Source organism: Streptodolium elevatio, from assembly GCF_053592165.1.
In genome coordinates this window covers 572,967-592,926 of the sequence record NZ_JBSFVE010000001.1, presented here as the reverse complement: position 1 = coordinate 592,926, position 19,960 = coordinate 572,967, and the positions used below count along the sequence as shown (strand labels likewise).

The 19,960-nt window shown below is 67.7% G+C and carries 31 protein-coding genes; all 31 read left to right on the top strand.

The genetic code is table 11. From position 1 onward, the window contains the following. Positions 1–15: 15 nt before the first annotated feature. Positions 16–528: a DUF4190 domain-containing protein gene (locus tag ACWD12_RS02615; protein ID WP_450097984.1), complete on the top strand. Its 513-nt coding sequence runs from the start codon at positions 16–18 to the stop codon at positions 526–528. 71 nt (positions 529–599) lie between these two features. Continuing rightward, positions 600–1,181 (top strand): DUF1707 and DUF4190 domain-containing protein, encoded by a 582-nt coding sequence (locus ACWD12_RS02610; protein ID WP_358363025.1) that lies wholly within the window; start codon positions 600–602, stop codon positions 1,179–1,181. 428 nt (positions 1,182–1,609) lie between these two features. Continuing rightward, the gene (gene rpsL, locus ACWD12_RS02605; RefSeq protein WP_020549242.1) at positions 1,610–1,984 is read left to right on the top strand and encodes a 30S ribosomal protein S12; all 375 of its coding nucleotides are present in this window, start codon (positions 1,610–1,612) and stop codon (positions 1,982–1,984) included. Further along, positions 1,984–2,454, top strand: coding sequence for a 30S ribosomal protein S7 (gene rpsG / locus ACWD12_RS02600; RefSeq protein WP_231778769.1), 471 nt, complete (start codon positions 1,984–1,986; stop codon positions 2,452–2,454). The genes rpsL and rpsG overlap by 1 nt, the downstream gene beginning before the upstream one ends. 39 nt (positions 2,455–2,493) lie before the next feature. Next, positions 2,494–4,632 carry an elongation factor G gene (gene fusA / locus ACWD12_RS02595; RefSeq protein ID WP_358363027.1) on the top strand — a complete coding sequence of 713 codons (2,139 nt, stop codon included), beginning with the start codon at positions 2,494–2,496 and terminating at the stop codon, positions 4,630–4,632. 118 nt (positions 4,633–4,750) lie between these two features. Then, positions 4,751–5,944, top strand: coding sequence for an elongation factor Tu (gene tuf / locus ACWD12_RS02590; protein WP_358363029.1), 1,194 nt, complete (start codon positions 4,751–4,753; stop codon positions 5,942–5,944). A gap of 452 nt (positions 5,945–6,396) precedes the next feature. Continuing rightward, positions 6,397–6,705, top strand: a complete 309-nt coding sequence (gene rpsJ, locus ACWD12_RS02585; RefSeq protein ID WP_066889903.1) for a 30S ribosomal protein S10 — start codon at positions 6,397–6,399, stop codon at positions 6,703–6,705. Between the two features lie 14 nt (positions 6,706–6,719). Further along, positions 6,720–7,364 carry a 50S ribosomal protein L3 gene (rplC, locus tag ACWD12_RS02580; RefSeq protein WP_358360825.1) on the top strand — a complete coding sequence of 215 codons (645 nt, stop codon included), beginning with the start codon at positions 6,720–6,722 and terminating at the stop codon, positions 7,362–7,364. A 5-nt stretch (positions 7,365–7,369) separates the two neighbouring features. Beyond that, on the top strand, positions 7,370–8,053 hold the full coding sequence (gene rplD / locus ACWD12_RS02575; protein WP_358360823.1) for a 50S ribosomal protein L4: 684 nt from the start codon (positions 7,370–7,372) through the stop codon (positions 8,051–8,053). Next, positions 8,050–8,376, top strand: coding sequence for a 50S ribosomal protein L23 (gene rplW, locus ACWD12_RS02570; protein ID WP_358360821.1), 327 nt, complete (start codon positions 8,050–8,052; stop codon positions 8,374–8,376). The genes rplD and rplW overlap by 4 nt, the downstream gene beginning before the upstream one ends. A gap of 34 nt (positions 8,377–8,410) precedes the next feature. Next, entirely contained in the window at positions 8,411–9,247 is an 837-nt protein-coding gene (rplB, locus tag ACWD12_RS02565) for a 50S ribosomal protein L2 (RefSeq protein WP_358360819.1), read from the top strand. 11 nt (positions 9,248–9,258) lie between these two features. After that, the gene (rpsS, locus tag ACWD12_RS02560) at positions 9,259–9,540 is read left to right on the top strand and encodes a 30S ribosomal protein S19 (RefSeq protein ID WP_235054808.1); all 282 of its coding nucleotides are present in this window, start codon (positions 9,259–9,261) and stop codon (positions 9,538–9,540) included. Positions 9,541–9,585: 45 nt separating this feature from the next. Beyond that, positions 9,586–9,930 (top strand): 50S ribosomal protein L22, encoded by a 345-nt coding sequence (gene rplV / locus ACWD12_RS02555; protein ID WP_231778761.1) that lies wholly within the window; start codon positions 9,586–9,588, stop codon positions 9,928–9,930. Further along, positions 9,930–10,781, top strand: a complete 852-nt coding sequence (rpsC, locus tag ACWD12_RS02550) for a 30S ribosomal protein S3 (protein ID WP_358360816.1) — start codon at positions 9,930–9,932, stop codon at positions 10,779–10,781. Before rplV ends, rpsC begins: the two co-directional genes overlap by 1 nt. A 5-nt stretch (positions 10,782–10,786) precedes the next feature. Further along, positions 10,787–11,206 carry a 50S ribosomal protein L16 gene (gene rplP, locus ACWD12_RS02545; RefSeq protein ID WP_235054805.1) on the top strand — a complete coding sequence of 140 codons (420 nt, stop codon included), beginning with the start codon at positions 10,787–10,789 and terminating at the stop codon, positions 11,204–11,206. Then, positions 11,206–11,442 carry a 50S ribosomal protein L29 gene (gene rpmC / locus ACWD12_RS02540; protein WP_281469068.1) on the top strand — a complete coding sequence of 79 codons (237 nt, stop codon included), beginning with the start codon at positions 11,206–11,208 and terminating at the stop codon, positions 11,440–11,442. The genes rplP and rpmC overlap by 1 nt, the downstream gene beginning before the upstream one ends. Then, a complete protein-coding gene (rpsQ, locus tag ACWD12_RS02535; protein WP_269453204.1) occupies positions 11,439–11,720 on the top strand; it encodes a 30S ribosomal protein S17 in 282 nt (93 codons plus the stop codon). Before rpmC ends, rpsQ begins: the two co-directional genes overlap by 4 nt. Before the next feature lie 64 nt (positions 11,721–11,784). After that, a complete protein-coding gene (gene rplN, locus ACWD12_RS02530) occupies positions 11,785–12,153 on the top strand; it encodes a 50S ribosomal protein L14 (protein ID WP_235054803.1) in 369 nt (122 codons plus the stop codon). Between the two features lie 15 nt (positions 12,154–12,168). Next, on the top strand, positions 12,169–12,492 hold the full coding sequence (rplX, locus tag ACWD12_RS02525) for a 50S ribosomal protein L24 (RefSeq protein ID WP_358360837.1): 324 nt from the start codon (positions 12,169–12,171) through the stop codon (positions 12,490–12,492). Continuing rightward, complete coding sequence (gene rplE / locus ACWD12_RS02520; RefSeq protein WP_358360812.1) at positions 12,492–13,070, top strand: 50S ribosomal protein L5; 579 nt, start codon at positions 12,492–12,494, stop codon at positions 13,068–13,070. Before rplX ends, rplE begins: the two co-directional genes overlap by 1 nt. Before the next feature lies 1 nt (position 13,071). Then, positions 13,072–13,257, top strand: coding sequence for a type Z 30S ribosomal protein S14 (locus ACWD12_RS02515; RefSeq protein WP_179814568.1), 186 nt, complete (start codon positions 13,072–13,074; stop codon positions 13,255–13,257). A 168-nt stretch (positions 13,258–13,425) separates the two neighbouring features. Beyond that, on the top strand, positions 13,426–13,824 hold the full coding sequence (gene rpsH, locus ACWD12_RS02510) for a 30S ribosomal protein S8 (protein WP_358360809.1): 399 nt from the start codon (positions 13,426–13,428) through the stop codon (positions 13,822–13,824). Positions 13,825–13,843: 19 nt separating this feature from the next. Continuing rightward, positions 13,844–14,380: a 50S ribosomal protein L6 gene (gene rplF, locus ACWD12_RS02505; RefSeq protein ID WP_358360806.1), complete on the top strand. Its 537-nt coding sequence runs from the start codon at positions 13,844–13,846 to the stop codon at positions 14,378–14,380. A gap of 2 nt (positions 14,381–14,382) precedes the next feature. Next, a complete protein-coding gene (gene rplR, locus ACWD12_RS02500) occupies positions 14,383–14,766 on the top strand; it encodes a 50S ribosomal protein L18 (protein WP_358360804.1) in 384 nt (127 codons plus the stop codon). A 46-nt stretch (positions 14,767–14,812) separates the two neighbouring features. Beyond that, positions 14,813–15,418, top strand: coding sequence for a 30S ribosomal protein S5 (gene rpsE / locus ACWD12_RS02495; protein WP_231778751.1), 606 nt, complete (start codon positions 14,813–14,815; stop codon positions 15,416–15,418). Further along, positions 15,418–15,600: a 50S ribosomal protein L30 gene (gene rpmD, locus ACWD12_RS02490; protein ID WP_358360802.1), complete on the top strand. Its 183-nt coding sequence runs from the start codon at positions 15,418–15,420 to the stop codon at positions 15,598–15,600. Before rpsE ends, rpmD begins: the two co-directional genes overlap by 1 nt. A 1-nt stretch (position 15,601) precedes the next feature. Further along, positions 15,602–16,054 (top strand): 50S ribosomal protein L15, encoded by a 453-nt coding sequence (gene rplO, locus ACWD12_RS02485; RefSeq protein ID WP_358360799.1) that lies wholly within the window; start codon positions 15,602–15,604, stop codon positions 16,052–16,054. A 273-nt stretch (positions 16,055–16,327) separates the two neighbouring features. Beyond that, positions 16,328–17,650, top strand: coding sequence for a preprotein translocase subunit SecY (gene secY, locus ACWD12_RS02480; protein ID WP_358360797.1), 1,323 nt, complete (start codon positions 16,328–16,330; stop codon positions 17,648–17,650). After that, the gene (locus tag ACWD12_RS02475) at positions 17,651–18,310 is read left to right on the top strand and encodes an adenylate kinase (protein ID WP_358360794.1); all 660 of its coding nucleotides are present in this window, start codon (positions 17,651–17,653) and stop codon (positions 18,308–18,310) included. 227 nt (positions 18,311–18,537) lie between these two features. After that, complete coding sequence (gene map, locus ACWD12_RS02470) at positions 18,538–19,329, top strand: type I methionyl aminopeptidase (RefSeq protein ID WP_358360791.1); 792 nt, start codon at positions 18,538–18,540, stop codon at positions 19,327–19,329. Between the two features lie 77 nt (positions 19,330–19,406). After that, positions 19,407–19,778: a DUF1707 domain-containing protein gene (locus ACWD12_RS02465; RefSeq protein ID WP_450097983.1), complete on the top strand. Its 372-nt coding sequence runs from the start codon at positions 19,407–19,409 to the stop codon at positions 19,776–19,778. Positions 19,779–19,960: the final 182 nt, after the last annotated feature.

Sequence of the window (19,960 nt, the reverse complement as noted above, 5' to 3'; positions counted from 1 at the left end):
ACCAGGGGGACGACGATGAGCGACGGATGGGGCGACGCCCCGCAGGGCCCGCACGGCGGCCCGGACGACCACCAGGGGCCTCCGCCGGGCGCAGCGGGCCACGACGCGTACCCGGGCCCGTACCCCGGGCTCTATCCCGGCCCCTACCCCGACCCGGGGACGCACGCCGGGCACTACCCGCCGCACCACCCGGGGCCGTACCCGCCCCCGTTCCCGCACCAGCAGCCGGTGCCGTACGGGTACGTGTCGCCCGGCACGAACGGCCTCGCGATCGCCTCGCTCGTGCTCGGCATCGTCTGGGTCTACTGGATCACCTCGGTGCTCGCCGTCGTCTTCGGACACATCGCGCTCGCCCAGATCAACCTGACCGGCCAGGCCGGGCGCGGCATGGCCATCGCGGGCTTGGTGCTCGGATACGTCTGGATCGCGCTGCTCGTCTTCGTGATCGTGTTCGCCGCGGCGTTCGCCGACGACTGGGACGGCCAGATGCTTGCCGCATTCCTGGGGTCCTTCACCCTCCGCATCTGAGTACGAGGACGGGCAGCGCCGACGCGGCCCGCCGTGCACCATAAGGGGAGCAAGCGACGCGAGGGGGACACATGGACGGCGGTTGGGGCGGCCAACAGGACACCATGCGGTGCGCGCAGGCGGACCGGGACCGTTGCGCCGACGTGCTCAAGGCGGCGTGGGCCGAGGGCAGACTCAAGGACGACGAGTACCGGCACCGCCTGGGGCTGGCGCTGTCCGCGGAGACGTACGGCCAGCTCACGGTGCTCGTCCACGACCTGCCGGTGGGGCCGGTGCCGTCCGCGGCGCGGCCCGTCGCGGCGGCGCCGGTGCACCCGTACACGTTCGTCGCCCCGCACGCGTACCTGCCGCCGATGACTCCGCGCCCGATGCCGCCGCAGACCAACGGGCTCGCGGTCACCGCGCTCGTGCTCGGCATCGTCACGCTGGTCGCGGTGTGGCCGGCGACCGCGCTGCTGACCATCGGGTACGCGGTGAACCCGTACCCGTTCGTCTTCGCCGGCGTCGCGGTGGTCACCGGCCACGTCGGGCTGCACCAGTCGCGGACGCGCCCGTACCCGTACAACGGGGGGAGCGGCATCGCCGTCGCCGGGCTCACACTCGGCTGGATCCAGCTGGCCCTGGCCCTGCTGGTGGAGCTGGGCAGGAACTGAGCCGAGGCGGGACCGAGATCGCGGCGGGACCGGGCTCGCTGGGGTCGAAGAGGGTCGCAGCCGAGGATTCCGGTGGTCGAGGCGCGTATCGGGGCGCGAATCCAAGGTGGCGACGGGGGCCGCGGCTTTCGCTTTGACCTCCGGTCGTGTGGTAGGTACTCTCTTTCCTTGTGCCTGGGGTGTCCCCGGGTTCTTGTGCCTGCGCTCACCGCAATCCGATTCGGATGCGTCCATGAGAGGGTGCAGGAGACCGAAACACATACCTCCCGATTCCGTTCCGCGCTGAAGACTGGGCGACACGCCCGACCGCGGGGGTCGGATAGCGAGGTAGGCGATGGCCATTACACCCAGGGATGACAGGCCATCCAGCAGCACATTGAAGATGCAGTCGTAATCAGACCGCTTGGCACGAAGAAGACGGAGACGCGGTGCCCACGATCCAGCAGCTGGTCCGAAAGGGCCGCCAGGACAAGGTCGACAAGGCCAAGACTCCGGCGCTCAAGGGGAGCCCGCAGCGACGCGGCGTGTGCACCCGTGTTTACACGACGACTCCCAAGAAGCCGAACTCCGCGCTTCGCAAGGTGGCGCGTGTTCGCCTGACGAGTGGCATTGAGGTCACGGCGTACATCCCGGGTGAGGGCCACAACCTGCAGGAGCACTCGATCGTGCTCGTTCGCGGCGGTCGTGTGAAGGACCTCCCGGGTGTTCGCTACAAGATCATCCGCGGTTCGCTCGACACCCAGGGCGTCAAGAACCGCAAGCAGGCGCGCAGCCGCTACGGCGCGAAGAAGGAGAAGAGCTAATGCCTCGCAAGGGCCCGGCCCCCAAGCGACCGGTCATCATCGACCCGGTCTACAACTCGCCGCTTGTCACCTCGCTGGTGAACAAGGTCCTGCTGAACGGCAAGCGCTCCACCGCCGAGCGGATCGTGTACGGCGCCCTCGAAGGCTGCCGTGAGAAGACCGGCACCGACCCGGTCATCACCCTCAAGCGCGCGCTCGAGAACGTGAAGCCGACCCTCGAGGTCCGCAGCCGCCGCGTCGGCGGCGCGACCTACCAGGTCCCGGTCGAGGTCCGCCCCGGCCGCTCCACCACGCTCGCCCTCCGCTGGCTCGTCGGCTACTCCCGCGCCCGTCGCGAGAAGACGATGACCGAGCGTCTGATGAACGAGCTGCTGGACGCCAGCAACGGCCTGGGCGCTTCCGTCAAGAAGCGCGAGGACACGCACAAGATGGCCGAGTCCAACAAGGCCTTCGCGCACTACCGCTGGTAGTCGTCACCCCGTCGAACGAGATACGAGAGAGAAAGCCACATGGCTACCACTGCTCTTGACCTGGCCAAGGTCCGCAACATCGGGATCATGGCTCACATCGACGCGGGCAAGACCACGACGACTGAGCGGATCCTGTTCTACACCGGTGTGAACTACAAGATCGGCGAGGTCCACGAGGGCGCCGCCACGATGGACTGGATGGAGCAGGAGCAGGAGCGTGGCATCACGATCACGTCCGCTGCGACGACCTGCCACTGGTCCCTCGAAGGTGTAGAGAACACCATCAACATCATCGACACCCCGGGCCACGTGGACTTCACGGTCGAGGTGGAGCGTTCGCTCCGCGTCCTCGACGGTGCGGTCACCGTGTTCGACGGTGTCGCGGGTGTCGAGCCGCAGTCCGAGACGGTGTGGCGTCAGGCCGACCGTTACGGCGTCCCGCGCATCTGCTTCGTGAACAAGCTGGACCGCACCGGCGCGGAGTTCTTCCGCTGTGTCGACATGATCGTCGACCGCCTGGGCGCGACCCCGCTGGTCATGCAGGTGCCGATCGGTGCCGAGATGGACTTCCAGGGCGTCGTGGACCTGGTCCGCATGAAGGCCCTGGTCTGGTCCGCCGAGGCGGCGAAGGGCGAGATGTACGACGTCGTCGACATCCCGGCCACGCACACCGAGATCGCCCAGACCTGGCGCGAGAAGCTGGTCGAGACCATCTCCGAGCACGACGAGGAGATGATGGAGCTGTTCCTGGAGGGCGTCGAGCCCACCGAGGAGCAGCTGTACGCGGCCATCCGCCGCGCCACCATCGCCTCCACCAGCCCGGAGAAGGCCAGCGAAGGCACCTTCACGCCGGTGTTCTGCGGCACCGCGTTCAAGAACAAGGGCGTGCAGCCCCTGCTCGACGCGGTCGTGCGCTACCTGCCGTCGCCGCTGGACCGCGAGGTCATCGAGGGCCACAAGGTCGGCGACGAGTCCGTCTCCGTCCAGCGCAAGCCCTCGGACAGCGAGCCGCTGGCCGCCCTGGCGTTCAAGATCATGAGCGACCCGCACCTGGGCAAGCTCACCTTCGTCCGGATCTACTCCGGTCGCCTGGAGTCGGGCTCCGCGGTGCTCAACTCCGTGAAGGGCAAGAAGGAGCGCATCGGCAAGATCTACCGGATGCACGCCAACAAGCGTGAGGAGATCCCCAGCACCGGTGCCGGCGACATCGTCGCCGTCATGGGTCTGAAGGACACCACCACCGGTGAGACCCTGTCGGACTCCTCGAACCCGGTCATCCTCGAGTCGATGACCTTCCCGGCCCCGGTCATCCAGGTCGCCATCGAGCCCAAGTCGAAGGGCGACCAGGAGAAGCTCGGCGTCGCGATCCAGCGGCTCGCCGAAGAGGACCCCTCGTTCCAGGTGCACACCGACGAGGAGACCGGCCAGACCATCATCGGCGGCATGGGCGAACTGCACCTCGAGGTGCTGGTCGACCGCATGAAGCGCGAGTTCAAGGTCGAGGCCAACGTCGGTAAGCCGCAGGTGGCCTACCGCGAGACGATCCGCCAGGCTGTCGAGCGCGTGGACTACACGCACAAGAAGCAGACCGGTGGCTCGGGTCAGTTCGCCAAGGTGCAGATCGGCATCGAGCCGCTCGACGCCGGTGGCGACGACAACTACGAGTTCGTGAACAAGGTCACCGGTGGCCGCATCCCCCGGGAGTACATCCCCTCGGTGGACGCCGGCTGCCAGGAGGCCATGGAGTTCGGCGTGCTCGCCGGCTACCCGCTGGTGGGCGTGCGCGTCTACCTGCTCGACGGTGCCGCGCACGACGTCGACTCCTCGGAACTCGCCTTCAAGATCGCCGGATCCATGGCGTTCAAGGAGGCGGCCCGCAAGGCGAGCCCGGCGATTCTTGAGCCGATGATGGCCGTCGAGGTCACCACGCCCGAGGACTACATGGGCGATGTCATCGGCGACCTCAACTCGCGCCGTGGCCAGATCCAGGCCATGGAAGAGCGCAGTGGCGCCCGTGTCGTCAAGGCGCTGGTCCCGCTGTCGGAGATGTTCGGCTACGTCGGCGACCTCCGGAGCAAGACCTCGGGTCGGGCCAGCTACAGCATGCAGTTCGACTCGTACGCCGAGGTTCCCCGGAACGTCGCGGACGAGATCATTGCCAAGGTTCGCGGCGAGTAACACGCTCACCGGGAACCTGGGGGCCCGGGATTCGTCAGGATCCCGGGCCGTCGGCCCGCCCCATCTGACCAACCCGACGTCGTACGGCGTATAAGAACCAGTCCACAGGAGGACCCCAGTGGCGAAGGCGAAGTTCGAGCGGACTAAGCCGCACGTCAACATCGGCACCATCGGTCACATCGACCACGGTAAGACGACCCTTACCGCGGCGATCACCCGTGTGCTGCACGACGCGTACCCGGACCTGAACCCCTTCACGCCGTTCGACCAGATCGACAAGGCGCCGGAGGAGCGTCAGCGCGGCATCACGATCTCGATCGCGCACGTGGAGTACCAGACGGAGAACCGTCACTACGCCCACGTTGACTGCCCGGGTCACGCTGACTACATCAAGAACATGATCACGGGTGCCGCCCAGATGGACGGCGCCATCCTCGTGGTCGCCGCCACCGACGGCCCGATGCCGCAGACCAAGGAGCACGTGCTCCTGGCCCGCCAGGTCGGCGTTCCGTACATCGTCGTCGCGCTGAACAAGGCCGACATGGTGGACGACGAGGAGATCCTGGAGCTCGTCGAGCTCGAGGTCCGTGAGCTGCTCTCGGAGTACGAGTTCCCGGGCGACGACCTGCCGGTCGTGCGCGTGTCGGCGCTCAAGGCCCTCGAGGGCGACGCCGAGTGGGGCGCCAAGCTCCTCGAGCTCATGGCCGCGGTCGACGAGTCGATCCCGACCCCCGAGCGCGACGTCGACAAGCCGTTCCTCATGCCCGTCGAGGACGTGTTCACGATCACCGGTCGTGGCACCGTCGTCACCGGCCGCATCGAGCGCGGCATCGTCAAGGTCAACGAGACCGTCGACATCGTGGGCATCAAGACCGAGAAGACCACCACCACGGTCACCGGCATCGAGATGTTCCGCAAGCTGCTCGACGAGGGCCAGGCGGGCGAGAACGTCGGTCTGCTCCTCCGTGGCATCAAGCGCGAGGACGTCGAGCGCGGCCAGGTCATCATCAAGCCGGGTTCGGTCACGCCGCACACCGACTTCGAGGCCCAGGTCTACATCCTCTCGAAGGACGAGGGCGGCCGTCACACGCCGTTCTTCAACAACTACCGCCCGCAGTTCTACTTCCGTACCACGGACGTGACCGGCGTGGTTACCCTTCCCGAGGGCACCGAGATGGTGATGCCCGGTGACAACACCGGCATGACCGTCGCCCTGATCCAGCCGATCGCCATGGAGGAGGGCCTGCGCTTCGCCATCCGCGAGGGCGGCCGCACCGTCGGCGCCGGCCAGGTCGTCAAGATCCTCAAGTGATCAATGTCCCGCCCGCCGATCCCCCGGATCGGCGGGCGGGGCCTTGTTCCCAGGAAGATCGCACCCCCGTAAGGCGGGGAATAAACCTCGATTGGCCAAGCCGGTACCCCGTACTGCATACTGGTCAAGTTGCCCGTTCGGCCAAGGGATTTTTGTGCGCCTATCACGGTGCCGGATCCGCAAGGCTCGGGTGACATGAGGATTTGCCTCCCCGCCGCCCACCGCAGTTTGTGTGTGTGGACGTCTGGTGGCCGCATCGATGTCCGGCTGCTTGCCGCAGCAGCAAGGACAGTGCGACCCGCTACTCGGCACCCCGGCCCCGCAAGGGGTTTTCAAGGGTGTCGTCTGAGTGGCAAGGCGACACGCCCGACCGCGGGGGTCGGACGCAAGACTTCCTCCCGCGCCAGCGGGGGTGATCCGCAGCGGTACGAGAGAAGGAAATCCAAGCAGCCATGGCGGGACAGAAGATCCGCATCCGGCTCAAGGCCTACGACCACGAGGTCATCGACTCCTCGGCGCGCAAGATCGTCGAGACGGTGACCCGTACCGGTGCGCAGGTTGCAGGCCCGGTGCCGCTGCCGACCGAGAAGAACGTGTACTGCGTCATCCGCTCGCCGCACAAGTACAAGGACTCGCGCGAGCACTTCGAGATGCGCACTCACAAGCGGCTCATCGACATCCTCGACCCGACCCCGAAGACGGTTGACTCGCTCATGCGTCTCGACCTGCCGGCCGGCGTCGACATCGAGATCAAGCTCTGAGGGACGCACCGACGATGACGAAGCAGATGAAGGGCATTCTGGGCACCAAGCTCGGCATGACCCAGGTCTGGGACGAGAACAACCGCGTCGTTCCGGTGACCGTTGTCCAGGCCGGCCCGTGTGTCGTGACCCAGGTCCGCAGCGCCGAGACCGACGGCTACAGCGCCGTCCAGATCGCGTTCGGCCAGATCGACCCGCGCAAGGTCAACAAGCCCCTGGCCGGGCACTTCGAGAAGGCCGGCGTCACGCCGCGCCGCCACCTGGTCGAGCTCCGCACCTCGGACGCCGCCGAGTACACCCTCGGCGACACCATCACCGCGGACGTCTTCGAGGCCGGCCAGAAGGTCGACGTCGCGGGCACCAGCAAGGGCAAGGGCACCGCCGGTGTCATGAAGCGCCACGGCTTCAAGGGCCTCGGCGCCTCGCACGGTACGCAGCGCAAGCACCGCTCGCCCGGCTCCATCGGTGGCTGTGCCACCCCGGGCCGCGTGTTCAAGGGCGTGCGCATGGCGGGCCGCATGGGCAACGTGCGCGTCTCCACCCAGAACCTGACCGTCCACGCCGTCGACGCCGAGAAGGGTCTCATCCTCGTGAAGGGTGCGATCCCGGGTCCGAACGGCGGCCTCGTCCTGGTCCGCACCGCGGCCAAGGGGGCGTGAACCACATGACCAGCATCGACGTTCTCTCGCCGGCCGGCGAGAAGACCGGGACCGTCGAACTCCCCGCGGAGATCTTCGGCGTCCAGGTCAGCATCCCGACGATCCACCAGGTCGTCGTGGCCCAGCTGGCCGCGGCCCGCCAGGGCACGCACAAGACCAAGACCCGTGGCGAGGTGCGCGGCGGTGGCCGCAAGCCGTACCGCCAGAAGGGCACCGGCCGCGCGCGCCAGGGCTCGACCCGTGCGCCGCAGTTCGCCGGCGGCGGCGTGGTCCACGGACCCCAGCCGCGTGACTACGCGCAGCGGACCCCCAAGAAGATGAAGGCCGCCGCGCTCCGCGGTGCCCTCACCGACCGGGCCGTCCACTCGCGCATCCACTGCGTGACCGCCGTGATCGAGGGCGACGCGCCGTCGACGAAGGCCGTCCGTACCCTGATCGGCAAGATCTCCGAGCGCAAGCACGTGCTCCTGGTCGCCGAGAAGGACGACACCGCCGCCTGGCTGAGCGCCCGCAACCTCCCGCAGGTGCACGTGCTCGACCCCGGGCAGCTGAACACCTACGACGTGCTCGTCTCCGACGACGTGGTCTTCACCAAGGCCGCTCTGGAACGGTTCATCGCAGGCTCGCCGCAGGGCAAGTCCGCGACCGCCGTTGCCACTTCGAGCGAGCTCGAAGGGAGCGACGCGTGAGCGAGAGCACGCAGGTCACCAGCAAGACCTTCACCGACCCGCGCGATGTGCTGCTGAAGCCGGTGATCTCGGAGAAGTCCTACGGGCTGCTCGACGAGAACAAGTACACGTTCATCGTGGCGCCGGACGCGAACAAGACCCAGATCAAGCAGGCTGTCGCCGCGATCTTCGGGGTCAAGGTCGCGAACGTGAACACGATCAACCGGCAGGGAAAGCGCAAGCGTTCCAAGACCGGTTTCGGCAAGCGCAAGGACACGAAGCGAGCGATCGTCACCCTGGCTGAGGGCGAGCGGATCGACATCTTCGGTGGACCCGTCGGCTGACGGCCGCTGATACGGACGAGGACTAAGAGAAGCCATGGGCATCCGCAAGTACAAGCCGACGACTCCGGGCCGTCGTGGCGCCAGCGTCGCCGACTTCGTCGAGATCACGCGGTCCACGCCGGAGAAGTCGCTGGTCCGCCCGCTGCACAGCAAGGGTGGTCGTAACAACCACGGTCGTGTGACGACCCGCCACCAGGGTGGCGGTCACAAGCGCGCGTACCGTGTCATCGACTTCCGTCGCAACGACAAGGACGGCGTGCCGGCCAAGGTCGCTCACATCGAGTACGACCCCAACCGCACCGCGCGCATCGCGCTCCTGCACTACGCAGACGGCGAGAAGCGCTACATCCTGTGCCCGAACAAGCTGCGTCAGGGCGACCGGATCGAGAACGGTCCGGGCGCCGACATCAAGCCGGGCAACAACCTCGCGCTCCGCAACATCCCGGTCGGTACGGTCGTGCACGCGATCGAGCTGCGTCCGGGCGGCGGCGCCAAGATGGCCCGCTCGGCGGGTGCGAGCGTCCAGCTGCTGGCGAAGGAAGGCGCGTTCGCGACCCTCCGTATGCCGTCGGGTGAGATTCGCATGGTCGACGTCCGCTGCCGCGCCACCATCGGCGAGGTCGGCAACGCCGAGCAGTCGAACATCAACTGGGGCAAGGCCGGCCGCATGCGCTGGAAGGGCAAGCGCCCGACCGTCCGCGGTGTGGCGATGAACCCGATCGACCACCCGCACGGTGGTGGTGAAGGCAAGACCTCCGGTGGACGCCACCCGGTGTCGCCGTGGGGCCAGAAGGAAGGTCGCACCCGCCGGCCGAAGAAGGCCAGCGACAAGCTGATCATCCGCCGCCGCAAGACGAACAAGAAGCGCTAGGAGCAGTCTCGATGCCGCGCAGTCTGAAGAAGGGACCCTTCGTCGACGGCCACCTCATCAAGAAGGTGGACGTTCAGAACGAAAAGGGAACCAAGAACGTCATCAAGACCTGGTCCCGCCGCTCGATGATCGTCCCGGCGATGCTGGGCCACACCATCGCGGTGCACGACGGCCGCAAGCACGTCCCGGTGTTCGTCACCGAGGCGATGGTCGGCCACAAGCTCGGCGAGTTCGCCCCGACCCGGACCTTCCGTGGCCACGAGAAGGACGACCGCAAGTCGCGTCGTCGCTGACCGACGGCCTAAGGAAACCGAACTGAGATGAACACGGAGACTCCAATGGAAGCCAGGGCCCAGGCGCGGTACATCCGCGTCACGCCCATGAAGGCTCGCCGGGTTGTCGACCTGATCCGCGGCGTCGACGCCGCCGAGGCGCAGGCGATCCTGCGCTTCGCGCAGCAGGCCGCGAGCGAGCCGGTCGGCAAGGTGCTCGACAGCGCCATCGCCAACGCCGGGCACAACCACAACCTGGACACGAACAACCTGTACGTGTCCGAGGCGTACGTGGACGAGGGGCCGACCCTGAAGCGGTTCCGTCCGCGTGCCCAGGGCCGGGCGTACCGCATCCGCAAGCGCACCAGCCACATCACCGTGGTTGTCGCCGAGAAGGAGAGGACCCGCTAGTGGGCCAGAAGGTTAACCCGCACGGGTTCCGCCTCGGTATCACCACGGACTTCAAGTCGCGCTGGTACGCCGACAAGCTGTACAAGGACTACGTCAAGGAAGACGTCGCCATCCGCCGGATGATGACGCAGGGCATGGAGCGGGCCGGCATCTCCAAGGTGGAGATCGAGCGCACCCGTGACCGCGTCCGCGTCGACATCCACACCGCCCGGCCGGGCATCGTCATCGGCCGCCGCGGCGCGGAGGCCGACCGAATCCGCGGCGACCTCGAGAAGCTGACCGGCAAGCAGGTCCAGCTGAACATCCTCGAGGTCAAGAACCCGGAGATCGACGCCCAGCTCGTCGCGCAGGGCGTGGCCGAGCAGCTCTCGTCGCGTGTCTCGTTCCGCCGTGCCATGCGCAAGGCGATGCAGACCGCGATGAAGGCCGGCGCGAAGGGCATCAAGATCCAGTGCGGCGGCCGCCTCGGCGGCGCCGAGATGTCCCGCTCCGAGTTCTACCGCGAGGGCCGCGTCCCGCTGCACACGCTGCGCGCGAACGTCGAGTACGGCTTCTTCGAGGCCCGCACGACCTTCGGCCGCATCGGCGTCAAGGTGTGGATCTACAAGGGCGACGTCAAGAACATCGCCGAGGTCCGCGCCGACAACGCCGCCGCGCGTGCGGGCAACCGCCCGTCGCGTGGCCCGGGCGGCAGCGACCGTCCGCGTGGCGGTGGCCGCGGTGGCGAGCGTCGTGGCGGAGGCCGCGGCGGACGTCCGCAGAACGAGGCGCCGGCGACCGAGTCGACCGACTCCGCCGCGCCGGCTGCCGAGGTCTCGACCCCGGCGCCCGAGACCGGAACGGAGGCCTGACCCCGATGCTGATCCCCCGCAGGGTCAAGCACCGCAAGCAGCACCACCCCAAGCGCGGTGGCCGCGCCAAGGGCGGTACGGAACTCGCGTTCGGCGAGTACGGCATCCAGGCCCTCGGCCAGGCGTACGTGACCAACCGGCAGATCGAGTCCGCCCGTATCGCCATCACCCGGCACATCCGCCGTGGTGGCAAGGTGTGGATCAACATCTACCCGGACCGTCCGCTGACCAAGAAGCCGGCCGAGACCCGCATGGGTTCCGGCAAGGGCTCGCCCGAGTGGTGGGTCGCGAACGTCAAGCCCGGTCGGGTGATGTTCGAGCTGTCGTACCCGAACGAGAAGGTGGCTCGCGAGGCGCTTCTGCGCGCCACGCACAAGCTGCCGATGAAGTGCCGGATTGTCCGGCGCGAGGCAGGTGAGGCGTGATGGCGGCCGGGACCAAGGCGTCCGAGCTGCGCGACCTGGCCGACGAGGAACTCGTCGCCAAGCTGCGTGAGGCCAAGGAGGAGCTGTTCAACCTCCGTTTCCAGGCGGCGACCGGGCAGCTCGAAAACCACGGGCGGCTCAAGGCGGTCCGCAAGGACATCGCCCGCATCTACACGCTGATGCGCGAGCGCGAGCTCGGGATCGTCAGCGTGGAGGAGACCGGAGGCGCGGCGTGAGCGAGAAGACTGAGATGACTGAGACGACCCGGGGATTCCGCAAGACCCGTGAGGGCCTCGTCGTCAGCGACAAGATGGACAAGACCGTCGTCGTCGCCGTCGAGGACCGCGTGAAGCACCCGCTCTACGGCAAGGTCATCCGCCGCACGAGCAAGCTGAAGGCTCACGACGAGCAGAACGCCTGCGGCGTCGGCGACCGCGTCCTCCTCATGGAGACCCGGCCGCTGTCCGCCAGCAAGCGGTGGCGCATCGTCGAGATCCTCGAGAAGGCCAAGTAGCGAGCGCCGGGCAGGCCCACTGTGAGGTGGGCCTGCGCCGCGACGTGACGATCAGGAGTTAGACGTGATCCAGCAGGAGTCGCGACTGCGAGTCGCCGACAACACGGGTGCCAAGGAGATCCTTTGCATCCGTGTGCTCGGCGGGTCCGGCCGGCGCTACGCGGGCATCGGGGACGTCATTGTGGCCACCGTCAAGGACGCGATCCCTGGTGGCAACGTGAAGAAGGGCGACGTGGTCAAGGCTGTCGTCGTGCGGACTGTCAAGGAGCGCCGTCGTGTCGACGGTTCCTACATCCGTTTCGACGAGAACGCCGCCGTCATCCTCAAGAACGACGGTGAGCCCCGTGGCACCCGCATTTTCGGCCCGGTCGGCCGTGAGCTGCGCGAGAAGAAGTTCATGAAGATCATCTCGCTCGCGCCGGAGGTGCTGTAAGCCATGGCGAAGAGCATGAAGATCAAGAAGGGTGACCTGGTTCAGGTCATCACCGGTAAGGACCGCGGAAAGCAGGGCAAGGTCATTGCGGCCTACCCCGCGCTCGAGCGCGTCCTCGTCGAGGGTGTCAACCGGATCAAGAAGCACACCAAGGTCGGCCAGTCCGCCAAGGGTGCCAAGACCGGCGGCATCATCACGCAGGAAGCCCCTGTGCACATCAGCAACGTGATGCTGGTCGTGGAGCAGGACGGCAAGAAGGTTCCCACGCGCGTCGGCTACCGTTTCGACGACGAGGGCAACAAGATCCGGATCGCCAAGCGGACCGGTGAGGACATCTGATGACTGTCACCGCTGAAGAGACCGCTGTGAAGACGCTGCCGCGTCTCAAGCAGCGCTACCGCGAAGAGATCCAGGGCAAGCTGCGTGAGGAGTTCTCCTTCGAGAACGTCATGCAGATCCCCGGCGTCGTCAAGGTCGTCGTGAACATGGGTGTGGGCGACGCCGCCCGCGACTCCAAGCTCATCGACGGTGCGATCAAGGACCTGATGGCCATCACCGGCCAGAAGCCGCAGGTCACCAAGGCCCGCAAGTCCATCGCGCAGTTCAAGCTGCGCGAGGGCCAGCCGATCGGCGCGCACGTCACGCTGCGCGGCGACCGCATGTGGGAGTTCCTGGACCGCCTGGTCTCCATCGCGCTGCCGCGTATCCGCGACTTCCGCGGACTCTCGCCGAAGCAGTTCGACGGCAAGGGCAACTACACCTTCGGTCTGACCGAGCAGTCGATGTTCCACGAGATCGACCAGGACAAGATCGACCGTGTTCGCGGTATGGACATCACCGTCGTGACGTCCGCCCAGAACAACGACGAGGGCCGCGCGCTGCTGCGTCACCTCGGATTCCCGTTCAAGGAGAACTGACGTGGCGAAGAAGGCCCTGATTGCCAAGGCCGCTCGCAAGCCGAAGTTCGCGGTGCGCGGTTACACGCGCTGCCAGCGGTGCGGTCGCCCGCACTCGGTGTACCGCAAGTTCGGTCTGTGCCGTGTGTGCCTGCGCGTTATGGCGCACGCCGGCGAGCTGCCCGGCGTCACCAAGAGCAGCTGGTAGGCGAACCCCGCCTGCCGGCGACCACCCCGCGTCCGCGCGGGGTGTCCGATACAAACGCTGTAGGTCCCGTCCCGCAGTCGCCCTGTGTGCCGCCCCTCCTTCGGGAGGGGCGTCCCCGGGACAGATCGCATTTCGGGAAACCGCGGCGAGAAAGGCCCTGAGGCCGTCATGACCATGACCGACCCCATCGCAGACATGCTCACGCGTCTGCGGAATGCCAACTCGGCATACCACGACGACGTCGTGATGCCGTTCAGCAAGATCAAGTCGCACATCGCGGAGATCCTCCAGCAGGAGGGTTACATCCAGGGCTGGCGCGTCGAGGACGCCGAGGTCGGCAAGAGCCTCGTCATCGACCTGAAGTACGGCCCGAACCGCGAGCGCTCGGTCGCCGGCATCCGCCGCGTGTCCAAGCCCGGTCTGCGGGTGTACGCAAAGTCCACGAACCTGCCGAAGGTGCTGGGAGGGCTCGGCGTCGCGATCATCTCGACGTCGCAGGGACTCCTGACCGACCGTCAGGCCGCCAAGAAGGGCGTGGGCGGGGAAGTCCTCGCCTTCGTCTGGTAACGGGAAAGGAGGATAGGCAATGTCGCGAATCGGACGGCTGCCCATCCCGGTTCCCACCGGCGTGGACGTCACCATCAATGGCCGCGAGGTCGTCGTGAAGGGCCCCAAGGGCACCCTGTCGCACAACCTCGCCGCTCCGATCGAGATCGCTCTGGAGGACGGCACCCTCGCGGTGACCCGCCCCAACGACGAGCGCCTCTCGAAGGCCCTGCACGGGCTGTCCCGGACGCTGGTGGCGAACATGATCACCGGTGTGACCCAGGGATACAGCAAGAAGCTTGAGATCAGCGGTGTCGGTTACCGTGTCGCGGCGAAGGGCTCCTCGCTGGAGTTCGCGCTGGGATACAGCCACCCCATCGTCGTCGAGGCCCCGGAGGGCATCACCTTCATCGTCGAGAGCCCCACCAAGTTCGAGGTGCAGGGCATCGACAAGCAGAAGGTCGGCGAGGTTGCCGCGAACATTCGCAAGCTTCGCAAGCCCGACCCGTACAAGGCCAAGGGTGTGAAGTACGCGGGTGAGGTCATCCGCCGCAAGGTCGGAAAGGCTGGTAAGTAGGCATGGCCGTCGGTGTGAAGGCCGGCAAGGGCGTGGCGAAGAAGTCCACGTCCCGCAAGCGTCGGCACATCCGGGTCCGGAAGCGCGTTTCCGGCACCCCCCAGCGGCCTCGTCTGGTCGTGACCCGCTCCACGCGGCACATCGTGGCGCAGGTTATCGACGACCTGGCCGGAGTCACCCTCGCATCCGCCTCGACGATGGACACGTCCATCCGCGGCGACGAGGGCGACAAGACCGAGAAGGCGCGCAAGGTCGGCGAGCTCGTCGCTGAGCGGGCCAAGGCTGCGGGCATCGAGACCGTGGTGTTCGACCGTGGGGGCAACAAGTACCACGGCCGTATCGCCGCGCTTGCCGATGCCGCGCGCGAGGGCGGGCTGGCATTCTGAGCCCGCTGGTCCGGACAAGCTTCGTACGACAGATGAGGAATTTCTGATGGCTGGACCCCAGCGCCGCGGTGGCGGAGCCGGCGGCGGCGAGCGTCGGGACCGGCGGGATCGGCGCGACGGCGGCGCCGCCGCCGAGAAGACCGCCTACGTCGAGCGCGTCGTCGCGATCAACCGTGTGGCCAAGGTAGTCAAGGGTGGTCGCCGCTTCAGCTTCACCGCGCTGGTCGTGGTGGGCGACGGCGACGGCACCGTCGGTGTCGGCTACGGCAAGGCCAAGGAGGTGCCGGCCGCCATCGCCAAGGGTGTGGAGGAGGCCAAGAAGCACTTCTTCAAGGTCCCCCGTATCCAGGGCACCATCCCGCACCCGATCCAGGGTGAGGCGGCGGCCGGTGTCGTGCTGCTCAAGCCGGCGTCCCCCGGTACCGGTGTCATCGCCGGCGGCCCGGTGCGCGCCGTCCTGGAGTGCGCGGGCATCCACGATGTGCTGAGCAAGTCGCTCGGCTCGGACAACGCGATCAACATCGTTCACGCGACGGTGGCGGCCCTCAAGGGCCTCCAGCGTCCCGAGGAGATCGCGGCTCGCCGCGGGCTTCCGCTGGAGGACGTGGCCCCGGCCGCGCTGCTGCGGGCCCGCGCGGGAGTGGGTGCGTGATGGCACGTCTCAAGGTCACGCAGACCCGGTCCAAGATCGGCTGCAAGCAGAACCAGCGCGACACCCTCCGTTCGCTCGGCCTCAAGCGCGTCCACGACGTGGTCGTCAAGGAGGACCGTCCGGAGATCCGCGGCATGATTTTCACGGTGTCGCATCTCGTCACCGTCGAGGAGGTGGACTGAAATGGGTGCTGAGAACCCGCTGAAGGTGCACCACCTGCGGCCTGCTCCCGGTGCCAAGACCGCGAAGACCCGGGTGGGTCGCGGTGAGGCGTCGAAGGGCAAGACCGCCGGTCGCGGCACCAAGGGCACCAAGGCCCGCTACCAGGTGCCGGCCCGCTTCGAGGGTGGGCAGATGCCGCTGCACATGCGGCTGCCCAAGCTCAAGGGCTTCAAGAACCCGTTCCGGACCGAGTACCAGGTCGTGAACCTGGACAAGCTCGGCGCCCTGTACCCCGATGGCGGCGACGTGACCGTCGACGACCTCGTGGCCAAGGGTGCGGTTCGCAAGAACCAGCCGGTCAAGGTGCTCGGCCAGGGCGAGATCTCGGTCGCGGTCCGGGTGAAGGTGCACGCCTTCTCCGGCTCCGCGAAGGAGAAGATCGCGGCGGCCGGCGGCTCGGCCGACGAGGTCTGAGAGCCGACGGCTTCTTGGCAGGGGCGCCACACCGGTAAGGTGGTGGCGCCCCTGCGTCGTATGCGGCCAGGCCGCGCGAGCACCGTAGGGATGCCGGTGCGGGACGGCGGGATGTCGAGTCCACGTCCGCACAGCAAATCTCCCGGTCCGTGCGAACTTTCCGCGTGCCGACGCTGTTATTGTCCGTGAGGTTCCAATAAGGGACCGGCCCGTACTCCACGGGACCGATCGATCAAACGACTCGCCCCAGACGGGTGAGGCGCAGGAGGCAGTGTGCTCACCGCGTTCGCCCGGGCGTTCCGCACGCCCGACCTGCGCAAGAAGCTGCTCTTCACGCTGGGGATCATCGTCCTGTTCCGGATCGGGTCGCACATCCCGGTCCCAGGCGTGTCCTTCCAGATGGTCCGCAAGTGTGTCGACGAGGCGGACCAGGGCGGCCTCTTCGGCCTGGTGAACATGTTCAGTGGCGGCGCGCTGCTGCAACTCACGATCTTCGCGCTCGGGATCATGCCGTACATCACGGCGAGCATCATCCTGCAGCTGTTGACCGTCGTGATCCCGCGCCTGGAAGCCCTCAAGAAGGAGGGCCAGTCCGGCACCGCGAAGATCACGCAGTACACCCGCTACCTCACCATCGCGCTGGCGATCCTCCAGTCGACCGCGCTGGTCGCGACCGCCCGCAGCGGCTCGCTGTTCAGCGGCGCGGGCGGCGGCGAGTGCCAGCCCGACCAGATCGTGCCGGACCAGAGCCTGTTCCGGATCCTGGTGATGGTCGCGGTCATGACCGCCGGCACCTCGGTGATCATGTGGCTGGGCGAGCTGGTGACCGACCGCGGCATCGGCAACGGCATGTCCATCCTGATGTTCGTCTCGGTGGCGGCCGGCTTCCCGGCGGCGCTGTGGAACATCAAGCAGACCGGCACGCTGGGCGGCGGCTGGGTGGCCTTCTTCACGGTCATCGCGGTGGGCCTGCTGATGGTCGGCCTGGTGGTGTTCGTCGAGCAGGCGCAGCGCCGGATCCCGGTGCAGTACGCCAAGCGGATGATCGGACGGCGCGCGTACGGCGGAACGTCCACGTACATCCCGCTCAAGGTGAACCAGGCGGGCATCATCCCCGTGATCTTCGCCTCGTCGCTGCTCTACATTCCCGCGCTCATCGCGCAGTTCAGCGGGAGCGACTCGGGCTGGGCGCTGTGGATCCAGAAGAACTTCGTGCAGGGTGACCACCCGCTTTACATGGCGACGTACTTCCTCTTGATCGTGTTCTTCGCCTTCTTCTATGTGGCGATCACGTTCAACCCCGAAGAAGTTGCCGACAACATGAAGAAGTATGGTGGTTTCATCCCGGGCATCCGCGCCGGCAGACCGACTGCGGAGTACCTGAACTACATCCTCACCCGGATCACCTGGCCCGGATCGCTCTACCTGGGCATGATCGCGCTCGTACCCATGATCGCGCTCGTGCTGTTCAACGCCACCAACAACTTCCCGTTCGGCGGCACGAGCATCCTGATCATCGTGGGAGTGGGTCTGGAAACCGTGAAGCAGATCGAGAGCCAGCTCCAGCAGCGCAACTACGAAGGCTTCCTCCGCTAAATGCGTATCGTTCTCGTGGGCCCCCCCGGCGCGGGTAAGGGAACCCAGGCCCAGTACATCGCCGAAGACCTGTCGATCCCCGCGATCTCGACGGGCGATCTCTTCCGCAGCAACGTGGCCCAGAAGACCCCTCTGGGCATCGAAGCCAAGAAGTTCATGGACGCGGGCAACCTCGTCCCCGACGAAGTCACCATCGGCATGGTCCGGGACCGCCTCGCGCAGCCCGACGCCGCCGAGGGCTTCCTGCTCGACGGCTTTCCCCGCAACACGGCGCAGGCCAAGGTGCTCGACGAGATATTGGCCGAGCACGGCACCAAGCTCGACGCGGTCCTGGAACTCGACGTCCCGTCGAAGGAGATCATCCAGCGGCTGTCCGGGCGTCGGCAGTGCCGTGCCAACGGGCATGTCTGCCACGTCTTCTTCGACCGGCCCAAGGTCGAGGGGATCTGCGACGAGTGCGGCAGCGAGCTGTACCAGCGTGAGGACGACCGCGAGGAGACGGTGAAGCACCGCCTCGACGTCTTCAAGGAGCAGACCGAGCCGTTGATCGGCTACTACTCCGAACAGGGCATCCTCGTGGTCATCGACGCGCTGGGCCGGGTGGCGGACGTCACCGAGCGCGCCAAGAACGCGCTGAAGGACTTCCGGCAGGACGGCTGACCGGAACCGAGCGGTACAGCGCGGCACCAGCACGACCGTTTGAGCGGCATGGGCGATCCGGGTACTCACCGGGTCGCCCATGTTCGTGTTCCCCGGCAGGTGCGCGCGGGGTACGGGCGGGGTACGCGCCGCGCACGGGTCGCGCGGCACCAGTGGAACTCAGATGTCCGGGACGACCCGCCCGGGCCGACGACGACGCCGAGACGGCGCGGAAGGACGACAAGCCGGTGATCAAGAGGCGGCGCAACAAGATCGACCGCAAGACCCCCGAGCAGATCGAGAAGATGCGGCTGGCGGGTGCGGTGGTCGCGACGACTCTCGCGAAGCTCCGGGACGCCGCGGTCCCCGGGACCAGCACCCGCGAGCTGGACGCGCTCGCCGAGCGCGCCATCCGCGAGGCGGGCGCGATCCCGTCGTTCAAGGGCTACCACGGGTTCCCCGCGTCGATCTGCGCCTCGGTCAACGACGTGGTGGTGCACGGCATCCCGGACGACACCCCGCTGCGCGAGGGCGACCTCATCTCGATCGACTGCGGCGCCATTCTCAACGGCTGGCACGGCGACTCGGCGATCACCGTCGCGGTCGGCGCGGTCCCCGACGAACTCGCCGAGCTGAGCCGGGTGTGCGAGGAGTCGATGTGGGCCGGCATCGCGGCGGCCAAGCCCGGCGGGCGCCTCACCGACATCAGCCACGCGGTCGAGCAGGCCATCCGCGCCAACACCCCGGCCTCGGGCGGGCAGTACGGCATCGTCGAGGACTACGGCGGCCACGGCATCGGCACCGAGATGCACCAGGAGCCGCACATCCTCAACTACGGCCGCCCGGGACAGGGCCCCGAACTGCTGCCCGGCGTGTGCCTGGCGATCGAGCCGATGGTGACGCTCGGCAAGCCGGGGACGTACACGATGCCGGACGAGTGGACGGTGAAGACCACCGCGGGCGGCTTCGCCGCGCACTGGGAGCACTCCATCGCGGTGACCGAGGACGGCCCGGTCGTCCTCACCAGCCTGCCGGCGTAGCGCGCACGGCGACGCGGGGCGGTGCCGGCGGGACGTCGGTGCCGCCCCGCCGTCTTCGCTGTCTCTACGCTGGGGGCATGGAGAACGCCGGGGGTACCGGGAGCGACGCGGCGCGGCCGGTCACGGCCGCGGACCGGGAGCGGGTCTCGGGGGTCCTGCGCGAGCGCATGGCCTCGGGCGACCTGTCGTTGGGCGATTACCAGGCGCGGCTGCGCCGGGTGCGGGCCGCGGCGACCGCGGGGGAGCTGGACGCGGTGCTGCGCGACCTGCCGGGTCGCCGCGACGGGGAGGAGACGCGTACCGGCGGGGGAGCCGGGCCGGAGGCTTCTGCGGTGTCCGCCGGGGCCGGTACGGACTCCGCGGCCGGGAGCCGACGGTCCGGAGGGTGCGCGGGGGTGCTGCTGCTGGTCCTTGTGGTCCTGGTGGCCGTGGCGGGGGCGTACAGTTGACGGCAGAAGTCCGCCTATGCGGTAAGGTCCGCCGCCCCGGTTTCCCATCTGGTGGGTGCGTGCCTTAGACTGACTCGTCGGCTTATCTGTAGCCGCTTTTTGTCACGTCTCCGACTGACCGGTCACCTGTGACCGTGCGCGAGCGTGGCCTGAGGTGAAGCAGGCAGCCAACGGTAGATGAT

Excerpts from the sequence above, each read along its gene's own strand:
- ACWD12_RS02615 (WP_450097984.1), top strand. The coding sequence starts at position 16 with ATGAGCGACGGATGGGGCGACGCCCCGCAGGGCCCGCACGGCGGCCCG.
- ACWD12_RS02610 (WP_358363025.1), top strand. The coding sequence starts at position 600 with ATGGACGGCGGTTGGGGCGGCCAACAGGACACCATGCGGTGCGCGCAG.
- rpsG (WP_231778769.1), top strand. The coding sequence starts at position 1,984 with ATGCCTCGCAAGGGCCCGGCCCCCAAGCGACCGGTCATCATCGACCCG.
- fusA (WP_358363027.1), top strand. The coding sequence starts at position 2,494 with ATGGCTACCACTGCTCTTGACCTGGCCAAGGTCCGCAACATCGGGATC.
- rpsJ (WP_066889903.1), top strand. The coding sequence starts at position 6,397 with ATGGCGGGACAGAAGATCCGCATCCGGCTCAAGGCCTACGACCACGAG.
- rplC (WP_358360825.1), top strand. The coding sequence starts at position 6,720 with ATGACGAAGCAGATGAAGGGCATTCTGGGCACCAAGCTCGGCATGACC.
- rplD (WP_358360823.1), top strand. The coding sequence starts at position 7,370 with ATGACCAGCATCGACGTTCTCTCGCCGGCCGGCGAGAAGACCGGGACC.
- rplB (WP_358360819.1), top strand. The coding sequence starts at position 8,411 with ATGGGCATCCGCAAGTACAAGCCGACGACTCCGGGCCGTCGTGGCGCC.
- rpsS (WP_235054808.1), top strand. The coding sequence starts at position 9,259 with ATGCCGCGCAGTCTGAAGAAGGGACCCTTCGTCGACGGCCACCTCATC.
- rplV (WP_231778761.1), top strand. The coding sequence starts at position 9,586 with ATGGAAGCCAGGGCCCAGGCGCGGTACATCCGCGTCACGCCCATGAAG.
- rplP (WP_235054805.1), top strand. The coding sequence starts at position 10,787 with ATGCTGATCCCCCGCAGGGTCAAGCACCGCAAGCAGCACCACCCCAAG.
- rpmC (WP_281469068.1), top strand. The coding sequence starts at position 11,206 with ATGGCGGCCGGGACCAAGGCGTCCGAGCTGCGCGACCTGGCCGACGAG.
- rplX (WP_358360837.1), top strand. The coding sequence starts at position 12,169 with ATGAAGATCAAGAAGGGTGACCTGGTTCAGGTCATCACCGGTAAGGAC.
- rplE (WP_358360812.1), top strand. The coding sequence starts at position 12,492 with ATGACTGTCACCGCTGAAGAGACCGCTGTGAAGACGCTGCCGCGTCTC.
- rpsH (WP_358360809.1), top strand. The coding sequence starts at position 13,426 with ATGACCATGACCGACCCCATCGCAGACATGCTCACGCGTCTGCGGAAT.
- rplF (WP_358360806.1), top strand. The coding sequence starts at position 13,844 with ATGTCGCGAATCGGACGGCTGCCCATCCCGGTTCCCACCGGCGTGGAC.
- rplR (WP_358360804.1), top strand. The coding sequence starts at position 14,383 with ATGGCCGTCGGTGTGAAGGCCGGCAAGGGCGTGGCGAAGAAGTCCACG.
- rpsE (WP_231778751.1), top strand. The coding sequence starts at position 14,813 with ATGGCTGGACCCCAGCGCCGCGGTGGCGGAGCCGGCGGCGGCGAGCGT.
- rpmD (WP_358360802.1), top strand. The coding sequence starts at position 15,418 with ATGGCACGTCTCAAGGTCACGCAGACCCGGTCCAAGATCGGCTGCAAG.
- rplO (WP_358360799.1), top strand. The coding sequence starts at position 15,602 with ATGGGTGCTGAGAACCCGCTGAAGGTGCACCACCTGCGGCCTGCTCCC.
- ACWD12_RS02475 (WP_358360794.1), top strand. The coding sequence starts at position 17,651 with ATGCGTATCGTTCTCGTGGGCCCCCCCGGCGCGGGTAAGGGAACCCAG.
- ACWD12_RS02465 (WP_450097983.1), top strand. The coding sequence starts at position 19,407 with ATGGAGAACGCCGGGGGTACCGGGAGCGACGCGGCGCGGCCGGTCACG.